This window comes from Evansella sp. AB-P1 (genome assembly GCF_029688925.1).
Classification (GTDB): Bacteria; Bacillota; Bacilli; order Bacillales; family Salisediminibacteriaceae; genus Evansella.
This window is the reverse complement of sequence record NZ_JARUKY010000001.1, coordinates 134,943-155,650: the sequence shown is the minus strand read 5'-3', so window position 1 is coordinate 155,650 and position 20,708 is coordinate 134,943. Positions and strand designations below refer to the sequence as shown.

At 36.2% G+C, this 20,708-nt stretch carries 20 protein-coding genes; all 20 read right to left on the bottom strand.

Annotation, left to right across the window (positions count from 1 at the left end; translation table 11 throughout):
- Positions 1-196: 196 nt before the first annotated feature.
- Positions 197-1,261 (bottom strand): Ldh family oxidoreductase, encoded by a 1,065-nt coding sequence (locus QA612_RS00690; RefSeq protein ID WP_278281810.1) that lies wholly within the window; start codon positions 1,259-1,261, stop codon positions 197-199.
- 222 nt (positions 1,262-1,483) lie between these two features.
- Positions 1,484-2,215, bottom strand: a complete 732-nt coding sequence (locus QA612_RS00685) for a response regulator transcription factor (protein ID WP_278281809.1) — start codon at positions 2,213-2,215, stop codon at positions 1,484-1,486.
- A gap of 5 nt (positions 2,216-2,220) precedes the next feature.
- Entirely contained in the window at positions 2,221-4,041 is a 1,821-nt protein-coding gene (locus QA612_RS00680; protein WP_278281808.1) for a sensor histidine kinase, read from the bottom strand.
- 118 nt (positions 4,042-4,159) lie between these two features.
- Entirely contained in the window at positions 4,160-5,188 is a 1,029-nt protein-coding gene (locus QA612_RS00675) for a TRAP transporter substrate-binding protein (RefSeq protein ID WP_278281807.1), read from the bottom strand.
- Positions 5,189-5,381: 193 nt separating this feature from the next.
- Positions 5,382-6,665: a TRAP transporter large permease gene (locus QA612_RS00670; protein WP_278281806.1), complete on the bottom strand. Its 1,284-nt coding sequence runs from the start codon at positions 6,663-6,665 to the stop codon at positions 5,382-5,384.
- Position 6,666: 1 nt separating this feature from the next.
- The gene (locus QA612_RS00665) at positions 6,667-7,173 is read right to left on the bottom strand and encodes a TRAP transporter small permease (RefSeq protein ID WP_278281805.1); all 507 of its coding nucleotides are present in this window, start codon (positions 7,171-7,173) and stop codon (positions 6,667-6,669) included.
- Positions 7,174-7,384: 211 nt separating this feature from the next.
- Positions 7,385-7,942: a DUF1404 family protein gene (locus tag QA612_RS00660; protein ID WP_278281804.1), complete on the bottom strand. Its 558-nt coding sequence runs from the start codon at positions 7,940-7,942 to the stop codon at positions 7,385-7,387.
- A 2-nt stretch (positions 7,943-7,944) separates the two neighbouring features.
- The gene (locus QA612_RS00655; RefSeq protein WP_278282103.1) at positions 7,945-8,577 is read right to left on the bottom strand and encodes an SCO family protein; all 633 of its coding nucleotides are present in this window, start codon (positions 8,575-8,577) and stop codon (positions 7,945-7,947) included.
- A gap of 73 nt (positions 8,578-8,650) precedes the next feature.
- Positions 8,651-10,333, bottom strand: a complete 1,683-nt coding sequence (locus QA612_RS00650) for a cbb3-type cytochrome c oxidase subunit I (RefSeq protein WP_278281803.1) — start codon at positions 10,331-10,333, stop codon at positions 8,651-8,653.
- 13 nt (positions 10,334-10,346) lie between these two features.
- Positions 10,347-10,814, bottom strand: coding sequence for a cytochrome c oxidase subunit II (locus QA612_RS00645; RefSeq protein WP_278281802.1), 468 nt, complete (start codon positions 10,812-10,814; stop codon positions 10,347-10,349).
- A 13-nt stretch (positions 10,815-10,827) separates the two neighbouring features.
- Positions 10,828-10,974 carry a cytochrome c oxidase subunit 2A gene (locus tag QA612_RS00640; protein WP_278281801.1) on the bottom strand — a complete coding sequence of 49 codons (147 nt, stop codon included), beginning with the start codon at positions 10,972-10,974 and terminating at the stop codon, positions 10,828-10,830.
- 528 nt (positions 10,975-11,502) lie between these two features.
- Positions 11,503-11,655 carry a hypothetical protein gene (locus QA612_RS00635; protein ID WP_278281800.1) on the bottom strand — a complete coding sequence of 51 codons (153 nt, stop codon included), beginning with the start codon at positions 11,653-11,655 and terminating at the stop codon, positions 11,503-11,505.
- A 430-nt stretch (positions 11,656-12,085) separates the two neighbouring features.
- On the bottom strand, positions 12,086-12,982 hold the full coding sequence (cyoE, locus tag QA612_RS00630; RefSeq protein WP_278281799.1) for a heme o synthase: 897 nt from the start codon (positions 12,980-12,982) through the stop codon (positions 12,086-12,088).
- Positions 12,983-13,039: 57 nt separating this feature from the next.
- Entirely contained in the window at positions 13,040-14,473 is a 1,434-nt protein-coding gene (locus tag QA612_RS00625; protein WP_278281798.1) for a DHA2 family efflux MFS transporter permease subunit, read from the bottom strand.
- Positions 14,474-14,545: 72 nt separating this feature from the next.
- The gene (locus tag QA612_RS00620; RefSeq protein ID WP_278281797.1) at positions 14,546-16,354 is read right to left on the bottom strand and encodes a DNA methyltransferase; all 1,809 of its coding nucleotides are present in this window, start codon (positions 16,352-16,354) and stop codon (positions 14,546-14,548) included.
- Between the two features lie 39 nt (positions 16,355-16,393).
- A complete protein-coding gene (locus tag QA612_RS00615; RefSeq protein ID WP_278281796.1) occupies positions 16,394-16,678 on the bottom strand; it encodes a DUF6407 family protein in 285 nt (94 codons plus the stop codon).
- Positions 16,679-16,723: 45 nt separating this feature from the next.
- A complete protein-coding gene (locus QA612_RS00610; protein ID WP_278281795.1) occupies positions 16,724-17,608 on the bottom strand; it encodes a DUF6671 family protein in 885 nt (294 codons plus the stop codon).
- Positions 17,609-17,892: 284 nt separating this feature from the next.
- Entirely contained in the window at positions 17,893-18,843 is a 951-nt protein-coding gene (locus QA612_RS00605) for an NAD-dependent epimerase/dehydratase family protein (protein ID WP_278281794.1), read from the bottom strand.
- 260 nt (positions 18,844-19,103) lie between these two features.
- Complete coding sequence (locus QA612_RS00600) at positions 19,104-19,448, bottom strand: ASCH domain-containing protein (protein WP_278281793.1); 345 nt, start codon at positions 19,446-19,448, stop codon at positions 19,104-19,106.
- A gap of 353 nt (positions 19,449-19,801) precedes the next feature.
- A complete protein-coding gene (locus QA612_RS00595) occupies positions 19,802-20,656 on the bottom strand; it encodes a malate synthase (RefSeq protein WP_278281792.1) in 855 nt (284 codons plus the stop codon).
- Between the last annotated feature and the right edge of the window lie 52 nt (positions 20,657-20,708).

The following is a 20,708-nucleotide window of genomic DNA, read 5'->3' as shown; positions in this document are numbered from 1 at the left end:
TTTTCAGGAAAATCCACATATACAAGATTGATTATAAGAAACAATTATGAACGACTGATGAATGTAAAAACTGTATTTTCTGAATATAAAAACATCTGTAAGTATTCAAATACATAAAAAAAGAAGAAGCATTGTATTAGAAAATGCTTCTTCCTTTGGTTTTGGGAAAATGTAAGTATGGAATACAAACAGCCTATTATACTTTCATCTTTATAAACTCATCTATTTCAACACCGTATTGATGTCCAGTCCTCTTTAGTTCTTCATAAATTTCATTAGATAATTGGACTCCTTCTTTCAATTGCTTCCTTTTCTTCTCTTCTTCTAATTCACCTGGCATGTATACACGTTCGAACCCTTCCATCGGTTCACTATTTACTGTTTGCTCTACACGTTCCTCCATCCGTTTATAGAAATCCTCTAACGGCATGAAAGAAGTAATATCAATGGCACCAAAGAAATGACCTAGTCTCTGCGGTTCTGGATCTTCATACATTCTAGGGACATTACTACCAAAGAGAGCCCCTGTTAAAACGGAAGATAAAATATCAACAATGATGGCAAGACCAGAACCCTTTGGTCCCATTGGAAGTAGGTACCCTTCCAACGCTTTAGCAGGGTCTGTCGTACGTTCACCATCCTTTGTTATTGCCCAATCATCAGGAATTTCTCCACCGATTTTATTAGCTAACGTAATTTTCCCTCTCGCTGTATTCCCTGTGGACATATCTAACACAACGGGTGTTTTTCCTTCCCCAACGGGTACTGCAAAGGAAATAGGATTAGTACCTAAAGATGGTTCTTTTGATCCAAAAGGTACCATTAGTCCAGATGCATTTGTGGTTGCGATTCCTATACATCCCTTTTCCGCTGCCATTTTCGTATAATAAGAAGTGATGCCAAAATGATTGGAATCTCTTACACCTACAAAACTACTTCCACTTTTTAAAGCCTTATTAATGGCAGTGTTCATTGCTTTTACAGAAGCATACTGCCCCCATCCATTATTCGCGTTATATACTGCAGTAGTTAGTGTTTCTTTATCTAACGTTAAATCCGTTTTCCTTTCAATTAATCCATCTTCCATTCGTTTTAAATAGTCTGCCACTTTACAAACACCGTGAGAATGAAAACCTAGTAAATCCGCCTCTACTAGATTATCAGATACAACATCTGCCTCTTCATAGGGGATCGATTGTGCAAACACTTCTGTACAAAATTTTCTTAATTCCTTTGAATCTACTTTAACCAATTCATTCATCTCCTCTAGTTTTCGAAATGATGACTACTAAAATTTTCTATCTACTAAAAAGCCATTCTTACAATTCATTGATATCTGATATATCAATATATATATTTATAATATCACATCCAAATAAGTTGTTGCGTGAAATTTATAAATATTCAGTTTTTAAAATATGCATTAATTTATACGCTACATATCGAGCAAATTTTAGTAACCTCTAAAAAAGGTTATGAACTATTATTTATTATCATTTCGATATTTTGATGGAGTTGTTCCATAGAACTTTTTAAATGAATTTGTAAAATATGCAAGGTCTGAATAACCTAGTCGTTCTGCTACTTCTGATATACGTAATGATGTTCTTAATAAAAGATTCTTTGCTTCCGACATTCTTACCTCTTTAGCGTATTCGTTAAAGTTTTTACCGGTCTGCTCTTTAAATAGTTGGCTTAAATAGCTTGCGTTGAGATGAACTTGATTGGCAGCTTCTTTTAGACTAATACTCCCTGGAGTGGCTTGCCTTATTATTCGAATTACTTGTTCAATAGACGATAGTTCTTCATTTATTTCTTCTTCTGTTCGAACTTCTTTGTGATCTTCTTTCAATTCCATCCATTTTTTTAAGCAATCTTCCATATCCTTATGTTCAACAGGTTTAAGTAAATAATTAAAAACACCTGATTGAATAGCTTGTTGGGCATAGTTAAATTCATCATGTCCACTTACAATAATAATGTCCGAACGTATATCCTTCTCCCGAATGTACTTTGTTAATGCAAGTCCGTCCATTAATGGCATTCGAATATCTGTTACAATGAGAGATACTGTATGAATTTGCAGCCAGTTAAGCGCTTCCATTCCGTTGGTCGCTTCCATAACTACTCGAAAAGGAAGCCCTGTTTTTTCAATTACCTTTCGGATTGCTGTCCGAACCCATCGTTCGTCCTCCACTAGTAAAATATCATACATGCTTCTCACTCCACTTCTTTGTCATAAGGAAGATGAATACCTATTACTGTGCCATTTCCATTAGTGTCTTTAATGACAAGTCCATACTTTTCTCCAAAGTTAAGTTGATTCCTCCTGTGGACATTCACCATTCCTATATGGGAGCCACCAGTAGAAATATCCTTTTTATCTAAATCCTTTTGCAACCGTTCTATAATTTCCGTGGTCATCCCTTTTCCTGTATCCTTTATCCAAAGTACAAAGGCGGCTTCAGATTGCTTTTCTGCAGTAACTTCTATCATTGTACGTCCAGCACAAGGCTCTACAACATGGACAATGCAGTTTTCAATTAGCGGTTGTAATGAAAAGCGTGAGATCCTTTGTTCCATACACCAGTCTGGTAGGTTAATATTATAGGATACTTTGTCTTCAAATCTATATTTTTGAATCCGTAAATATAACTGGATCATCTCTTTTTCTTGTTCAATCTTTACAATATTATTCTGTTCCCTAAGATTGTATCGTAGCAGTTTCCCCATGGAAGAGGAGATTGTTGCAATATCATCTTTATCACTTTCTAAAGCCATCCCCCGAATTGTTTCTAAGGAATTGTATAAAAAATGAGGGTTCATTTGAGACTGTAATGCCTTTAACTCCGTTTCTTTTTGACGTAACCTTAATTCCGTCTCTCTTATTTGAGCATTATATACTTCATGTACTAATGATGAAATTTGATCCATCATTTTATTAAATCCATCAGACAATTGTCCAACTTCATCAATTGATTCTACTGGTACTCTTCTTGAAAAATTCCCATCCTCTACACGCTGCATATATTTTTGAAGTCTTTTAATTGGGCGTAATATATTTGTGGAAAAGCTGTATGCAATTATAAATACAACTAGGAGTGAAATAATTACCGTCTTAAAAATTATATCCTTTATATAATCAATTCCTTCTGTTACTTCATGAAAAGGTGTTGCTGTAGCTAGCGTCCAGTCTAATTGCGACGATTGACTATATGTAATTAAATCAGGTTCCTTATAGGAGTTCAAAAATGACCCAGACGTTTCTCCTTGCATAAGTTCCTGATACTCTGTTGTATATTCCGTACCTATTTTGCTTGTTGAGGGATGATATACATATCTCCCCTCTTGGTCAACGATAAACAAATAACCTGATTTTCCAGGGGTTATTTGCCTTGCAACATCTCTAAGCCGTTGATAATTTAAGTCAATAATAAGCATACCAAAAGGTTGAAGTGTTTGAGGATTTGCTATTCTTTTAACTACAGATATCACCGGTAGCTCTCTACCGTGCCATTGGATAACCCTACTAACGATACTTGGTCCTCCTACACCTGTAATTGTTGAATACCATGATTCTTCCATTAACTGAGAAGCTGTCTCTCTATTAGCTAACCCAGCAGAGTCTACAATTGCCTTATTTTCAAGGACTAAAGTAATGTTTGCTATATCAGATTGCGAAAATGCATGATTCCTTAATACATTCGTTATTAATTGATTCATGCCCCTTTCTTCCATTTCGTTCTCACTACTCATTCGTAAAAAATCAATTGTATCTGGATGATTTACGATTTTTAATGTAGTAATTTCATAGTCTCGCAAATAATCTTCCGTGTACATTTTTACTTGTTCTATCATTTGCCAGTTATATTCTCTTGCTTCATGTTCCAACACTTTTGAAGAGTGCATGTAAGATATATACCCTACAGTAATTAAAGGAACAACTACAATGACAGTAAAAATAACGATCATTTTTTCAGTTAATGGTCGGTCAATCATTAGTAGTATTCTCAAAAATGTATTCTTTTTCTTATATATCAAATTAACCACCTACTTAACTGATAATGTTTCCTATAATATAAATATAGTTGGAATGAAAGGAACAAACAAGAGACTCTATTTGAAAAGAGCCTCTCGTTTGTTATTCGTAATCTATTATTTACGGTCGCGATGCATCGATAGCATCTAAAATCTCTCGATGCTCTTCACCATGCTTTTCTAATACTGACTGAACAGCTTCTTGCCACACTGAAACATCCTCTACCTCTGTAATCGTTACACCAGCAGCACGAACTTCTTCCTCAGCTAACTCTTCAAATTTTGCCCATTCTTCTCTTTGGAAATCAATAGAATCCTTTGCTGCTGTACGAATGATCTCTTGGTCTTCCTCAGATAATTTATCCCATGTATTAGAGGATACCATCAATACCTCTGGGACACGCTGATGACCATCTAGTATATAGTGTGGGGCAACTTCGTAATGTCCTGTAGAATAATAACTAGGATAGTTATTTTCTGCCGCATCAATTACCCCTGTTTGTAAACCACTGTATACCTCACCAAAAGCCATTGGTGTTGCACTTGCACCAAGTGCCTCTATCAAGTCAATATTTACAGCATTTTGTTGAACACGGATCTTTTGCCCTTGTAAATCTTCTAAGCTCGTAACAGGATCCGTTGAATAGAAATGGCGAGCTCCTGAACTATAATATGCTAACCCAATCATGCTAGAACTTTCTAAGCTATCTAGCAATTGATCCCCATGTTCACTCAGTAGAAAATTCCACACGTGCTCATCACTATCAAAAATATAAGGTAAACTAAACACGGCATAGTCTTTATTGAATTCTGCTAATGGACCTGCACTTGTTCTTGTAAAGTCAATAGCGCCAAGCTGAACCTGTTCAATGACTGCAGCTTCTTCCCCTAAAGCTGCAGATGGGAATACATCAATCTTTATTCGTCCATCAGAACGTTCAAAAACTAATTCCGCAAAATGCTTATCAGCTAAGGTTGTTGGATAATCTGGAGCATGTGTTTCTGCTAATCTAAATTCATAGGTCGGCTTATCATCATCTCCACTACCTCCGCCTGTTTCACTATTCCCACCACTACCGGAACAACCAATTAGAACAGATAGAGCTAACAGGACAGTAGACAATAAAAACAATACACCTTTTCTCTTCATTTTGATGGCCTCCTTATTTTTAATAGATGAGATTTAAGTATTTTGTAAATGTAGAAGAACAATAAATCGACGCATTGATAATTCTAAATTTACTAAATACTCAGTCTATTTAAAATCTAACACTATTGTATTTTGAAAACGCTTTCAGTGGTAGGTCAATATTTTTATATATTTTTGTGATTTTTTTAGAACATTATCCAAACTTATTCGGAAGCCACATCACAATTTCTGGAACAAAGGTTAATAGTAATAATATGGCGACCATCACTAAATAAAATGGAATTAACGCTTTTGCTCCCTTCTCTATGGATACTTTTCCAATAGCACAACCTGTGAACAATACAGTCCCTACTGGAGGAGTGATCAGTCCGATTCCTAAATTTAGAATCATGATTATTCCGAAGTGTATTGGGTCCATCCCTAATGTTCCAACAACAACTGGATGAAGGATCGGAGTCATAACTAAAATGAGTGGAGCCATATCCATCGGTGCTCCGAGTAGTAACAAAAGTACAGTAATAATTAACATAATAACAACTGGATTATCTGATAAGGCTAAGAAAAACTCCGTTATCATTCCTGGAATTTGTAAGTAGGCTAATATGAATGCAAATGCCTTTGAGGCTGCAATTAAAAATAAAACCATGGATACAGTTCTAAACGTTTTCTTCAAAATTACCCAAATATGTGATAATGGAATTTCTCTATACACAAAAAACACGAGAATAAACGCATATAAACAAGCTATTGCACCAGACTCTGTTGCAGTGAATTGACCAGAAAATATTCCCCCAAGGATAATTACTCCTGTCATTAAAGATAAAAATCCGTCTAACAAAATTTTTGGTGCTTTTCTTAGTGGTACAGGCTCTCCTTTTTCATAGCCTCTTTTTCTCGCAATAATATAAGCAGTAGTCATCAAGCCAATCAATAAAATAAATGCAGGTACAATACCAGCAAGGAATAAGGAAGAAATGGAGACACCACCTGCTGCTAATGCATACAAAATCATGTTGTGGCTTGGAGGCATAATGACCCCTTGAATGGAGCTAGATGCGGTAACTGCCACTGTATAATCCTTATCATAACCTTTCTTTTTCATCATTGGAATCATTACTGATCCGACGGAAGATACGTCTGCTACTGCTGAACCAGAGATGTTTCCAAATAGTAAACTCGTAAAACAGTTCACCATCGCTAATCCACCACGAATCATTCCTACAAAAAGGTGAGCCATATTGATCAATCGTAGTGCAAGACCACCTTCACTCATGAGCTGACCTGCTAAAATAAAGAACGGAACTGCTAATAACGTATACGAATTAACACCTTGTACAAGGTTAGGAACTACAGTAGCTAATGAAATATCCAAAAACCACATCGTAATTAATGTAGAGCAAGCTAGTACGATGGCAACTGGAAATCCTAAAAGTAATAAAATTGTAAAGCTAACGAACAAGACTAATACTCCTGACATATCAATCCACCTCCTCGTCGTCATCTAAACCTATGTGTCTTCGTGTATCGATACCAAAGAATTGTAAGGTAGAGTAAACACAGATCATTGCGCCTGATATGGGAACAATCAAATATTGGACACTACGAGGCCAACCAGTGGCTGACAAAGTATTTGAATGCATCAAATCAGCATATTGCCAACCGTAAACAAGCAAGTATAGTCCAAATATAAATACGGTTACAATGATTACCTGAGAAAGATATTTCCGTATGGGTGGTGGTAAACGACGAGCAATGGAATCCATTGATAAATGTAGCTTTTCTCTAAATCCAATGGCAATACCTAAAAAAGCGGTCCAAATTAATAGTAGTAACGTTATTTCTTCAGACCAATAGTAAACGAAATTACCAAATGTCCTTGTAAAAACTTGAATGGTTACGATAATGACTAAGGATGATAATGCAGTCAATGCAAAAATTTCAAAAAGCCGATCAAAACCAAGTGCGAGTTTTTTTAAGCTAGACATACCCTCCCCTTACCTCCTTCTACATTAATTATCACTATTGTAAAGGAGGAACCACACAATGGTAACGCTTTCATTTATAGAATCATTTGTGATTTTTTTAGGTATTTTCAGAAATTTCTATTAACTTGTTGTGTTATACATAAAAAAACACCGCACCCCCTGACGAAAAACACTCATCAAAAGGTACGGCACTTTTTTTCTATTTCAATTTCTATTTATAATCAGCAGGATCCACAATGGCATCATATAGTAAATAAATCACCATACAAATGGCCATCGTAATAAAGCCCCAGCCTAACGTCACTTGTTCAATAACTAAATAGTTATTGCATAGTTGCTCCGGTGAAAAGATATAGAGGAAGCCCATTGCAAAAAACATTAAGGTAAAAATAGTAATTATGACGATTTTCCAAGCTTTACTTAACTTTGGCCAACTATCTCGAAGTGGAATACCCGCTAGAAATGGTAAACTAATAAACTTAAAAACCTGCACGCTTGTTAATACTAAAGCGTCATCCATCGTTCTCGGAATCATCCAATAGACCATGATAATAATAAACAACAACATACCCGGAAAGCCGTTACTGTTCCACTTTTCAAAAAAGTGAGGAAATCTTTGTTGAAAATATTTTGCCATCAAAAAGCCAGCAATGACTAACAACGGCATCTGCATATGCATGTGCATAATCATAATCGATTCTAGTAGATTGGAAACAGGGGGTAGAATCATAAAAATCCATAGCAACAAACCGATTGTAAATTGATTCATTTTTATTCCCCCTCATCCTCTTTAAGTTCGGATATTACACGTTCAGCGGCTTCATCAATCTTCGTAAAGTCCATTACATCAATAAGTGTTCCTTCTCGGTTGACAAAATAGAAAGCAGAGTTATGTCCAAAGTTACCTGTTCCATCAGGAATAACAATAACACCGAAGGCTTCCAGTAAATTCTCTAGCTCTGTTTCATCATTAATTCTTGCCATCCTCCATGTTTCGCCGTCTGCATAATAGTTATCTTTATACATATCCAATGTTTCTGGATCGTCCCTCTCTGGATCAAAGCTGATGCTTAAAAATATAATATCTTCCCCAATATAGTTGCTGGGAATTCGATCATATACTTGCCCCATATTCATTTCTAATACAGGACATACGGTGGTACAGGCAGTATACATAAAGGTAATAAAAACATATTTACCTTCTAAATCAGAAATAGGATAAATTTTTCCATTACTGTCCTCTAACGTTACATTAGGAAACTGTGGTTGATCCTGTGTTAACTGATATACTCTTGCAGTTTCAGCAGTATATGCTCGAAACCCGTCTGTCCCGATATAAAACAAGAAAAGTCCAAATAAAAGTACGACAGAAGAAGCGATAATCGTATGTTTATTATGTTTCATCATTTAATCACTTCCCAAAGTAAACTTTAGATAAAGAGATAGCCCGTAAGCTATCTCTTTATCTATAACTCTATTACCATGTTCTAAATGGTGGTGATCCCGGTGGTGCATTGGTGATAAATTCAACTAACGGAACAACATAACCCATTGCAATGACTAGTAGCATGATAACGATAATTCGTCCCCAGCTTTCTGTCCAGAAAGGCGTTTTCGTTGCGTTATCTTCTACGTCAGCTACAGGGAATTCTGTATCTCCTTTTGGTGCAAAGAACATCATCTGGATAACTGCATATACTTGCAGAAGCACTGCTACCATCAACAATGTTCCACCAACTGCTAAGAACATTAAATATGGGTCCCAACCTAAAGCTGTTGCATTATCTCCATAAGTTGTATAGGACGTTCTTCGCGGAGAACCTAATACACCAACCCAGTGCATGGCAATAGACATAAATGCCATACCTGATATCCAAAGTATAGAGGTAACGACCCCAATTTTATTAATTGCTGGTGTTAATACTCGTTTAGAGATAAATGGAATTAACCAATAACTAATCCCAAAGAAGGTAAGAGCAACTGTTGTACCAAGTGTTAAATGGAAATGCCCTACAACCCATAACGTATTATGGACTACTTGGTTTAATTGGTTCGTACTTTGTACAATTCCTCCAGCTCCCCCTGGAATAAATGCGATCATGGCAAGCATTGGTGCCAAGAAACGAACGTCTCCCCATGGAAGCTTTTTGAACCAAGCGAAAACTCCTGTTCCACCTTTTTTCTTAGATGTTTTTTCAAATACAGAGAACATTGCGTAAGCTGTCATTAATGATGGGAAACCAACAGCCAAGCTCATAAATACGTGTAAATATTTCACTGATTCCGTAATACCTGGGTCAATAATTTGGTGATGGAATCCTCCTGGAATGTTTAAAATAACTAATAATGCAATAACAACACGTGTTAATGTATCACTAAATCTTCTTCCCCCAATAATTTTCGGTACAGCTACATACCAAGCAGAAATGGCTGTCAAATACCAAATATTAACGAGAGTGTGTCCGAAGGCCCAAAACAGCGTTCGAGCAAGCATAACATTAATTGTTTCAACCCAACCAATAGACCAAGGAATAATCAACACAATAACTTCAATTGCTACAGGAACACTTCCAAAGAATAAGAGTACGAAAACCCCTGTTGCAAAATAAGATAAAATTGGAAGGTGCTGTCCCTTATTATTTTTACGCCAATTAGCTACCTGAATAAAGGAAGCGAAGGCGCACGACCAAATACCTAAGACAATAAAAACGAGACCGAAGTAAAAGACTGGTGAAGCTGCCATTGGCGGATAGAATGTAAACATAACTGTTGCATTGTTCATAAGTATCGGAATAACCGCTACAACAAGACCAACTACTTTCAGCCAAAACCCTATCCACGCCATCTTTCTTACTTTAGGAATTAGTCCACCCAACACATGGGAATGAGCAGCAAAGAAATAACCTGTAGTAAAGAATGATGTAAATACAAGAATTAATAATATTCCGTGTGCTGTTAGCACTTGATAATACGTAAACCAACTTGGTAAATCAAACAACCCTGCTCTATTTAATCCTTGGATTAACCCTAACGTTCCTCCAATTAACAATGCCGCAAATGAAACGAGCATAAATGTTTTCGATAATAGTGCATCCTGCGGGTTTATCCCGAGCATTTTATTCGCTTTTTCTTTAAATGAATGCTTTCGTGCTGTATCCATCTTTCTCCCCCCCTTAATACACCGTTATAGTAGTAGCCATGTGCTGATGGCCAATACCGCAATATTCATTACATAACACTAAATACTCCCCTGGTTCATGAAAGGTTTGTGTAATTGTTTGAATATGTCCTGGTGTTACCATGGCGTTCATATTTGTTCCTGCAATTTGGATTCCATGAATAACATCCTTCGACGTCATCGTAAAATGTACCGTAGAGCCGGCTGGAATCTCGATATCTCCTGGATTAAATCTAAAAATCTCTAATATCATGACTACTTCATATTCATTTTCACCAATTTCATATACACCTGGTGCATCAAAAGGTGCTGTTTCCTCCACCTTTTGTGGATCAATTGTTTCCATATTACTTGGTGGTCCTAAACCTAATACAAAAGTTTGATAGCCTGTAAAAATAGTAAATAACATTATCATTCCAAAGCTTAATATTAGCCAAATTTTTTCATCAAGATGCATTTTCATTGTTTATCCCTCCCTATAATCTCGCCATGTACACCCCAAACAATAGAATGTACGTTAAAACAATAAATCCTCCAACTATCCCTAACGAAACCCATGTACCCATTGAAGCCCCAAACTTAGATTCTGTCTTCTCTTCTTCCATCAGTTTCCGTTCTGCCATTCTCATCAACCTCCCTTATATTCATTTCTTACCTTTATGTTAATGGAGAATGTCTCTCCTGGAGGTGAGGTGCATCACCTTTAAGAAAAAAAGTTACAGGAAGGATGTGGAAATGTTGAAAAATGTTCAAAAATTAGAAAAGCACAAAGGGCCCGTTACGCCTAGGTACAGTGGACGTCCTGTAGGCAACGACGTAAACTTGTTGTCTTGATTCTGGCGACAAGGAAATGAATGTTCTGGATGTAAAAGCGCTTTTTGTTTTTTTTAGCTGGCAGGATATATGACTTCGAGCAGATGGGGGCTTCTATGTTACTGCAAATCGCTTTTTCTCCCTTTGCAGGATCGGGGGACTCTTCCTCCGTTCCCGCAAACCTACTTTTCTCCCTTTGCAGGATCGGGGGACCCTTCCTCTGTTCCCGCAAACTTACTTTTCTCCCTTTGCAGGATCAGGGGACTCTTCCTCCGTTCCCGCAAACTTACTTTTCTCCCTTTGCAGGATCGGGGGACTCTTCCTCCGTTCCTGCAAACTTACTTTTCTCCCTTTGCAGGATCGGGGGACTCTTCCTCCGTTCCCCAAAACTTACTTTTCTCCCTTTGCAGGATCGGGGATTCTTCCTCCGTTCCTGCAAACTTACTTTTCTCCCTTTGCAGGATCGGGGGATTCTTCCTCCGTTCCCGCAAAATTACTTTTCTCCCTTTGCAGGATCGGGGGATTCTTCCTCCGTTCCCCCAAACTTACTTTTCTCCCTTTGCAGGATCGGGGGACTCTTCCTCCGTTCCCGCAAACTTACTTTTCTCCCTTTGCAGGATCGGGGGACCCTTCCTCCGTTCCCGCAAACCTTCTTTCCTCCATTTGCAGGCTCATTGGACCCTTCCTATACTCCTGAAAACCTCTTTTTCCATTTGCAGGATCATTGGACGGCTTCTATTCTCCTGCAAACCTTCTTTTCTTCATTTACGGCAACATATAAGATAAACGATCACTTCCTCTGTATCCCAAACCCTTGATAACTTTCGAAGAGTCAACATTTTATAAATCATCAAACAAAAAACTACTACCATCTTTTAATAAGACGATAGTAGTTTTAATATCATAAAATCTCATTCTCTTTTATTGAAAAACAGGCAATGTTACGATGATCATCAAGATAAATAAAATCATTAAATAATTAACAGAGTACAAAAAGCTTACTCGCGCCCACTTAAAATCATCCTTTACTCTAAAACCATATAAGCTCAACCCTATCCACCCTAAATTAAATATAGTTGCAATGACCACGAAGAATGTACCGATTTCCCATAAGAAAAATGGGATAGGTAACAAGCAAAGAACATAAACAAACATATGCCATTTCGTTTCTCTAAACCCTCTCACAACTGGAAGCATAGCAACTCCTGCTGCACGATATTCCTCACTCTTTCTCATGGCAATTGCATACGTATGTGGCATTTGCCAAATAAAGATTAGTAGGAATAACAGAATCGGAATAGGGTGTAAGCCAGGTTGTATAGCAGCCCATCCAATAAGTGGTGTTACCGCACCTGATACACTCCCAATCACAGTATTAATGGTATATCTCCTTTTTGACCACATCGTATATGGAAAAACGTACGTAACCCAACCGACAAGAGCATAGAGAACTACCTCAATATTAGTAAAAAATAAAAAGATAAAGCCAATGATGGAAAAAATAATTCCTATCCACAAGACAACAGGAAGAGGTATACTCCCTGTCACAGTTGGTCGTTGTTTTGTCCTATCCATCAAGGTATCTATATCAACGTCATACCAATTATTGATGACAAGAGCTCCACCCATCATGAAAGTACTTCCGATCATAGTAATGATAAACAGCCCCCAATAATCGATAAATGGACTATTAGTAATAAAAAGCGCTAACCAAAATCCAGTCAAAACTGGAACCACATTGGATATTAAAACTAAAGCCTTAAACAAAGACTTTATATCAGAGAAGAGTTTCGATTGTCGATCTGTTGTTGTTTCCACCTTTATACTATCCCCCTTTTAATCAAGGAAAGGGATATCCCCCTCCCACCTTCGTTCTTATATGTCTTCTTTTGCTACTTTCCTGTCCTCTGCAGGGGTTGTCCCCTTAATAAAGAAGGACAAGATAAAACCTACTAATGTAATTATAGTAGCAACTAAAAAGGCAATGTTCACACCATGAATCATCTCATTTGGAGTAGCAGTTGCACCCGTCTGAAGTGCCGTAGTCGTCATAATTGTCACCAGCATCGCTGTCCCTATAGATGCTGCCACTTGCCGCATTGTATTGTTCATGGCTGTACCATGGGGAATTAATCGTAATGGCAATTGATTTAGTCCAGCCGTAGTCACAGGCATCATCACCAATGTCATCCCTACCATACGAATAGCAAAGACTACAGTTAAATAGGTAAAGGAGGTTGATTCAGACAGGTTTGTAAACATAAAGGTTGTCACAGTCATGATGCCTAGTCCTGTGATCGCTAGCTTTCTAGCACCTATTTTATCAAAAATACGACCTGCAATCGGTGACATTAATCCCATTAATAGTGCCCCTGGAAAGATCATAAGTCCTGATTCCATGGCAGAAAAACCAGCCATGTTTTGCATATAAATTGGTAAAATTGTTTGAGCACCTACTAACCCAATGAAAATAACAACACCTATGATTGTGGTTAATGCAAAAGTTCGATTTTTAAATACTCTAAATTCAAGAATAGGCTGCTTTAACTTGAATTGTCGGAGTATAAAAAACGTTATAGAGATGGCTCCAGCTAATAATGAACCGATAACAAATACATTATTCCATCCTACATTACCAGCACTACTAAATCCATATAATAATCCTCCAAAACCAATAGTGGAAAGGACAATGGATAAATAATCCACCTTCGGAAATGTTCGTTTCGTTACATTCTTTAATAAAAAGTAAGCAAGAATGATATCAATGATAATGAAGGGCATAATGATAAAAAAAAGAACTCGCCACGGATAATTTTCCACAACATAACCTGAGACAGTCGGCCCAATAGCTGGTGCAAAGGAAATCACCAATCCAACGAGTCCCATAGCTGCCCCTCGTTTTTCAACAGGAAAAATGGTTAAAAGCAGTGTCATCATTAATGGTAGAATAATACCAGCTCCACTCGCTTGTACAACTCTTCCTGCTATAAGAATACTAAAGGTTGGTGAAAAAGCACAGATAATTGTTCCCACAGCAAATAATAGCATAGCAGTTAAAAATAATTTCCTTGTCGTAAATGTCTCAATTAAAAACGCTGTTATGGGAATCATAATTCCATTTACAAGCATGAAAATAGTCGTTACCCACTGTGCCGAGTTCTCCGTAATTTGAAAGTCAACCATAATGTATGGTACTGCGATTGCCATTAATGTTTGATTTAATATGGCAACAAATCCACCAGCTAGGAGGACAATTACGATTAAGTTACGATTAAAGCTCGGTACTTCTTCTGTTACAACCGTTGTCACAAATACCCCTTCTAACTTCTGTATATTTGTCTAGCTTTGCTCTCCACTAACTGTATTTCTTCGTTCTAGTTATTATTTGAGCATCTCTAATAATCTTAACAATAGCTCCTTCTCAAATAAAATAATTTCCCTACATTCCTTTGCGTCTGTAACTGGAATATAATCCTTATGTGCAATATTGTTTCTATGATTGAGAACTGATTTAAACTGGTTTTCTAAAACGGATCTTTTACTGTTGTCAAAAATATCAGCATTATCTTTGAATAAATTTATTTCTTTCACAATTGCTTTTATGCTCATATAATCTCCCTTGTTATCCCAATTGAAGAACAAAATATGGACAATCATTCCGAAAGTAAAGGTTCTTTGCGTTAAACCAAATTTATTTTTTACCACTAAAGTTTTTGGCCATTTCTTTAAATCGTCTTTCCGATGCCCAAACCTTTCTGAACAATAGCTTACAAGTGGCTTGTACACTTTACAATAAAACTCATTTTCAATTGCTTTCGTTAACGTAATAACAGCAGGGGAGAAATCAAGCTCGTTATCAAAAATCGTGTGATCCATATTATTGTAAATAACTTCAGAAGTCTTTAAATACTTCATCGTATCCTTTTCTAACACTCCGTTTTCCCAAAAGCGACCGAAAAAAGCTTCTAATTCCCTTTCTGCATTTGCTAATTGTTCAATTGGGGCACGTTCAGAAAATCGATTTACGTTTATTATCCAATCCTCCATACGATTAATAATTTCCTCTTCTGTACTTCCTTCCATTTTCAATAACTCTTTTAGTCTAAATAAATTATCTGTTAGCTTTTTATATTGAACCTGTAAAGCAGCAATTTCCTTTGTATGAACAACAATATCTTTAAATGTAAGAGAAATAGGCTCCTTTGATTTAATTAATTCACTTTCTTCAATACGTGTATAAGAAACAGTTGGACCAAGGTCGTCTTTAAGCCTTTTCTCTGTAACCTCCATAACATCCTGTAAGTAATCCACACCAATCCAGCTTCTTTTAAATTTTTCTGCAGCGATTAGCGTGGTACCGAAGCCTGCAAATGGATCAAGAATAAGGTCTCCTTCATTGGATCCAAATGTAATGATTCTTTCCATTAAGCTAAGTGGTTTTTGCCCAACTGATATTTTCTTATTATTTGAGACCATTTCGTTTAACGGAACTCTTGTGGTTAAATCATTCCAATTTGTACCTGCTCTAGTTTCTGTCGCATATTCTTTTAACATTGGAACAGCTGTTGAACTATCTATTAACCCTTCCTTGTAAAAATAATCAAGCTTCTCCTTTTTAAAACTCCAGCTTTTGTTTTCAGGAGGTGTCATTCCCTTCCATTCAAACCTGCCATGTTGAAAAACAGAATGAATCATTAACGGCCGTAATCTATAGTTCCCTTTCTTATCCTTCCATCTATAAGGCTTCATTTCTTCACTATTTAACGGTCTAGTTACTTCGTTTAAATGAAACAGACCGGACTTGCTATATACTAAAATACTATCATAATCATAAAGAAGGCCCTTTGGCTTCAAGTTAATTTGGTGGTTAAGCGTTAGTTCCAAAGGAGGAGTAAAGCCCCTTTCAAATACTTGCTCCAGAATTAAGCGAAAATTAATTGGTGAATTTGGAATATAATAAAGGAATAGTAGCCCGTCCTTTTTTAAAATCCTTTTCGTGTGCTGAAAAACCTTTGATAAATATTCAGAATAAGCAACGATGGATTTTTCTTCTTCTCTTTTAGGTGCATAAAAATTCTCCGTATATATTGGATGCATAGGTGGGTCCAAAAAAGCCAAGGCAGCACTCTCACTATCAAGTCTTTCTAGTACGTTTAGGGCGTCTCCTAAATAAAGTGTATTTGTTACCATGTTTTATCAGTCCTTTTGCCGTTTATAAAAGTGTGATAATTAAAAATTTCTAATGACTTTCCCTTGATACAATCCTTCTACATCTAAATGGACATCACTATCTATTGCAAACGCTACAATTTTAGATAATAGGTTTTCTTCGATGATTGAATGTAAATAAATTAAACAAATTGTTCCTTCATCTGTTTCTTCTATTTCTTCATATGAATGAAGTTTATAGAAAACAATGGCTTTCCTTACTACCTCTTTTATGCATTCCTCATTTTTTGTATCAAAATTTTCTATTTCATTTATTGTTTCATTAACAAAATCTTGTAAATTCATTGTTCTTTTCCTTTCTCCTAAAGAAATGGCTATAGTAATAATTATTTAAGGATTACATATACGGCAATAGGTCGGATCAGCATATTCTTCTCTATTCGGGTACAGATTCTCTTTTTCATAGCCACATTTATTACATTCATATATGTGTGAACGAACCGTTTCTGTTGGAAAACCACATAATTGGCATGGGAGACCCTTCTTCACTTCTTTTATACTGAATCCAGGTGTATCACAGTTTGGACATAACGATTTTATTTTTGTTAATAGATCTTCAGTAGCTAGTTTAATGTTTTTCATCCGACTGGGATTAAACATAGCTCTCATATCAGTCTCCATAAAAAGAGGCTTCTGTTCTTTTCTATCAATAGAATGTATAGGTAGCCATTTAGTTATCGCTTTTTCTAAAGCTTCTTCGGTTGAGATTCCTTTTATTATTTCATATTGATTGATTGTTTCTTTATTCTTCTTCACAATTAATCCATGTTCAGGAAAGCCAACAGTTTTAGCAAATTCAAGGGCTGCCTCAAAGCTTTTTACTTCTTGATGTGCGTAATTTGTATTACTATTTGCAACATACCCAGTGATTTCAAGTTCATTCTTTTTATCAATGAATAAAATTAACTCTCTATTGTAAGGTACCACTGATAAAATAGGATGTGGCCTAAACGACCCTTCACTTGAAATACCTATATCAAGATTATATTGCTCCATAGCTGTTTCAAGCTTTTTCCTTGCTGCCTCTAATTGATTCCCTACTCTCTCAACTTCTCCCGTAAAGGTTCCAAAGACATCTGAACTGAAGTTTTCAGGAACGATAAACTGTAATCCTAATTCTTCCTCTAACAATGGGCCAATGACTTGCTCTTTATGATGCATCGTTGCAATAATAGCCTTGCGCTTATTAAACAATCGTTTAAGATTCCTGTCCATATATTTTGTGGCTCCTTTTTATAAAAGCAATTTCAAATTAAATATATATTTATTATAGCAAGAACGACAGACGCCAGGTACTTGTCGAATAACCTTTATTAAGAACAAGAAATATATGTCTAGAGACGGTATAGAGCTGTGTAAAGCTCCAAAATCATTAAATGCAAAAAAAGTGATGTAACCTACGATTGTAATAGGTTACATCACTTTCATTGAGTAGTTAAATTAGAAATCAACTAATGACATTGTAGAATACTTATTACATTAACCTAACTTGGAATGTATCAAGAACTCTGTTTTTGACTTATCCAACTCTCAACGACATTTGGAACTCCATCTTTATATGTTGGATAATGAAATGTAAATCCTGTTTCTTTTAATTTTTTATTACTAAAATTAGTATGGGCTGTGGCGTATTCAGTTAAGACTGGCCCTAGTAACAAATTACAAAGCCATTTTGGCACCTTTCTCGTCTGAACTTGTTTATTCATCACTTCTCCAATGTAATTACAGAGGTCCGCTGACGGTATTGGCTGATCATCTACTAATAAGTATCGTTCACCTGCATTACCACTTATTGCTAAATGCAAGATTGCTCTTCCACAATCTTCTACATGAATAGTAGACATCACAGGATTATAACCCTTTAATCCTGTTACCGGTTTTTCTTCATATATGTTATTTAAGTATAGCTGGGGCATCCAGGAATCAGGTCCATACACTTGACCAGGAAAGGCAGTAATAATTGGAAGCCCTTTACTTACATACTCTGGAATTAGCTCTACCGAAGGAGCAATATATGGTCCCCAACCCTTTGGATCTGCTGCCATCTCCTCTTTTTGAGGCTCTTTATCTCCTGAATCCCCAAAATAGCTAGTTCCTGCAATATAAACGATCTTTTTTAAGTCACTACCTACACATGCATCAAGAAATCGTTTTGTCATTTTTTCATGACCTTGTTGAAAATTTTGTGCAACCTTTTTGGTCACTTTCTTCCCCCAAGTTGGTGGTGATGCTAGAAAAACTGCATAATCTACTTCCTTTATAATACTTTGCCATTCTCCATCTTGATATAAATCCCCTACTACTGTCCGTATATTCTCTTGTTCTAGATTCACTGCATTTTCCTTTGACCTTGTAAGTGCGATGACTTCTAAATCATCTTCCACTGCTGCCTTAACTGTAGCTGAACCAATATAACCTGTTCCACCAGTAATAAGTACTTTTTGTCCCAAGAGCACCAACCCCTACTAATAGATTAATAATAACGAATGATGAAAACACAAATTCTACATTATAGTAACATAACCAATGGTTAAATTTCAGTATTTTCTAAAAAATCAATCAATTATTATATTTATTAAATTACTTAATTTGTATTTTGTTCTACTATTGATCTGGTACCAAATTTTAAAAGCACAGGAATTTGATTCCTGTGCTTTTCTCTTCTTAAATGTTATTCTATTTTCGCATCAAAAGAACCGTCCCCATGAGTTTACTCATCCTCTACGGGTGAAAATTCATGTGCCCAAACCTTCATTTCTGGCTTCCAAGGCATACCTGGGTGAATGGACAAAATGGAGTTTTTATATTCTTCCACACTATTAAATCCCTCTTGGACAGCAATCTCATCCGTTAAATCACCTAAAGTCTGTCTATACACACGTTCTATTTTAAAGCGTTCCCCTTCAAGAACCATTATTTCTCCTGGGTCCGCATATCTACCATTCCTTCTCGTGGCCGTCTTCTTTCCTGCAAGTACTTTTTTAATATCCTCAGGTTTCGTAATCATTCTGTCAACTTCACACGTTTTCGGTGGTAAAACTTCTTCATTTTCCATACTGTGGTCCCCCTCTTCTCTATCACATATTCTACACTAATTTATGATTTAAAGTAACTTTTGATAGTTAATACCATAATAATATATCCTGTTCCTTACAAATAATGTATGTCACTCTTTACCCTAAAACGCCTGTCGAATCAACGTTTTAATCTTTCTTTTATCTGTAAATCACTATAGATGTGAAAAAAAGCAATTTAGTGGTCTGCAAATAGGAAAAGAGGATAGACATAAAAAAGACCCAGATATCGGAAATTTTTATTTTCACGAAAACCGGATCTGAATCGGAAATATTTATTTTTATTTGGAAATGTGTCAGTCCCCTGTCATTTTTATTATCTTTGGACTAACGTCTAAATACGCATTAATGCACCATTGGGTTTTGGTAACTCTTGATCTGTTAACTGATTCATTTTACAAAAATGATCAAAAAATTGTTGTGCCAACTCTCGTTCTTTTGGATCACTTTTCAACGAAACTATATCATGCAAAATTTGAGCCATCCATGAATTTTCAAAATAACGATATTTACCTGTATTCCACGTCATTTTGTGGGGGAATTTTTCATTTATATAATATTTCCAGAAGAGCATCTGATCCGATTCCTGTTCTGTAAGTAGGAGTTTGTATTTTGAATGCGCAGGAATATATCCATCTTCACAAAGCTTACCAATAAAATTTTCATCTACCATATAGACACCTAAAATACGTCTGTCTTTTTCAGGCATGTTGGGATCAATTGCTGTTAACAGGACAGCACTGTTTTGGTGCAAGCGGATGGGTTTGTTTGGCTTCCCTTTGTTATTACCACTTTTTACTACACCTGAAAAAACCTTCCACTCCGAAAAAGAACTATTCTGTTCTTCTTTATCACACCAAAAAACCATTTGTGATTCGGAATGAAGTTTATGATTTTTCATAAGTTTATTATGTTCCTCGCGAAGTTCCAGGTTTCTTCGTTGTAGTTTCTTTTCCTCTTCCTTTCTCCATTCTTCCTTCCTTCGTTCCATTTCCTTTTTTTGTATAATTTCATCAAGTGAATTAGCATCACTTTTATCATGTAGTTGTAGGTGTTTTCCAAATACATCAGGGAAAACAAACTTTTTATTTTCCGATGCAAAATGTATTTCAATAATCGATTCATTTTGTTTAACTATACTCCCCGTACCAAAACGCTTGTGTGTCACTTTCTTGTTAATTAGATTCATTATTCTAGTCCTCCTTAAAGAATAAAAACTCGGTTACTATAAGATAGTAAAT

Bases quoted from the DNA above. Each gene is read 5' to 3' on its own strand.
- QA612_RS00685 (WP_278281809.1), bottom strand. From the start codon at position 2,215: ATGTATGATATTTTACTAGTGGAGGACGAACGATGGGTTCGGACAGCA.
- QA612_RS00650 (WP_278281803.1), bottom strand. From the start codon at position 10,333: ATGGATACAGCACGAAAGCATTCATTTAAAGAAAAAGCGAATAAAATG.
- QA612_RS00620 (WP_278281797.1), bottom strand. From the start codon at position 16,354: ATGGTAACAAATACACTTTATTTAGGAGACGCCCTAAACGTACTAGAA.
- QA612_RS00615 (WP_278281796.1), bottom strand. From the start codon at position 16,678: ATGAATTTACAAGATTTTGTTAATGAAACAATAAATGAAATAGAAAAT.
- QA612_RS00690 (WP_278281810.1), bottom strand. From the start codon at position 1,261: ATGAATGAATTGGTTAAAGTAGATTCAAAGGAATTAAGAAAATTTTGT.
- QA612_RS00665 (WP_278281805.1), bottom strand. From the start codon at position 7,173: ATGTCTAGCTTAAAAAAACTCGCACTTGGTTTTGATCGGCTTTTTGAA.
- QA612_RS00640 (WP_278281801.1), bottom strand. From the start codon at position 10,974: ATGGCAGAACGGAAACTGATGGAAGAAGAGAAGACAGAATCTAAGTTT.
- QA612_RS00670 (WP_278281806.1), bottom strand. From the start codon at position 6,665: ATGTCAGGAGTATTAGTCTTGTTCGTTAGCTTTACAATTTTATTACTT.
- QA612_RS00645 (WP_278281802.1), bottom strand. From the start codon at position 10,814: ATGAAAATGCATCTTGATGAAAAAATTTGGCTAATATTAAGCTTTGGA.
- QA612_RS00655 (WP_278282103.1), bottom strand. From the start codon at position 8,577: ATGAAACATAATAAACATACGATTATCGCTTCTTCTGTCGTACTTTTA.
- QA612_RS00660 (WP_278281804.1), bottom strand. From the start codon at position 7,942: ATGAATCAATTTACAATCGGTTTGTTGCTATGGATTTTTATGATTCTA.
- QA612_RS00675 (WP_278281807.1), bottom strand. From the start codon at position 5,188: ATGAAGAGAAAAGGTGTATTGTTTTTATTGTCTACTGTCCTGTTAGCT.
- QA612_RS00595 (WP_278281792.1), bottom strand. From the start codon at position 20,656: ATGAATCTAATTAACAAGAAAGTGACACACAAGCGTTTTGGTACGGGG.
- QA612_RS00610 (WP_278281795.1), bottom strand. From the start codon at position 17,608: ATGGACAGGAATCTTAAACGATTGTTTAATAAGCGCAAGGCTATTATT.
- QA612_RS00600 (WP_278281793.1), bottom strand. From the start codon at position 19,448: ATGGAAAATGAAGAAGTTTTACCACCGAAAACGTGTGAAGTTGACAGA.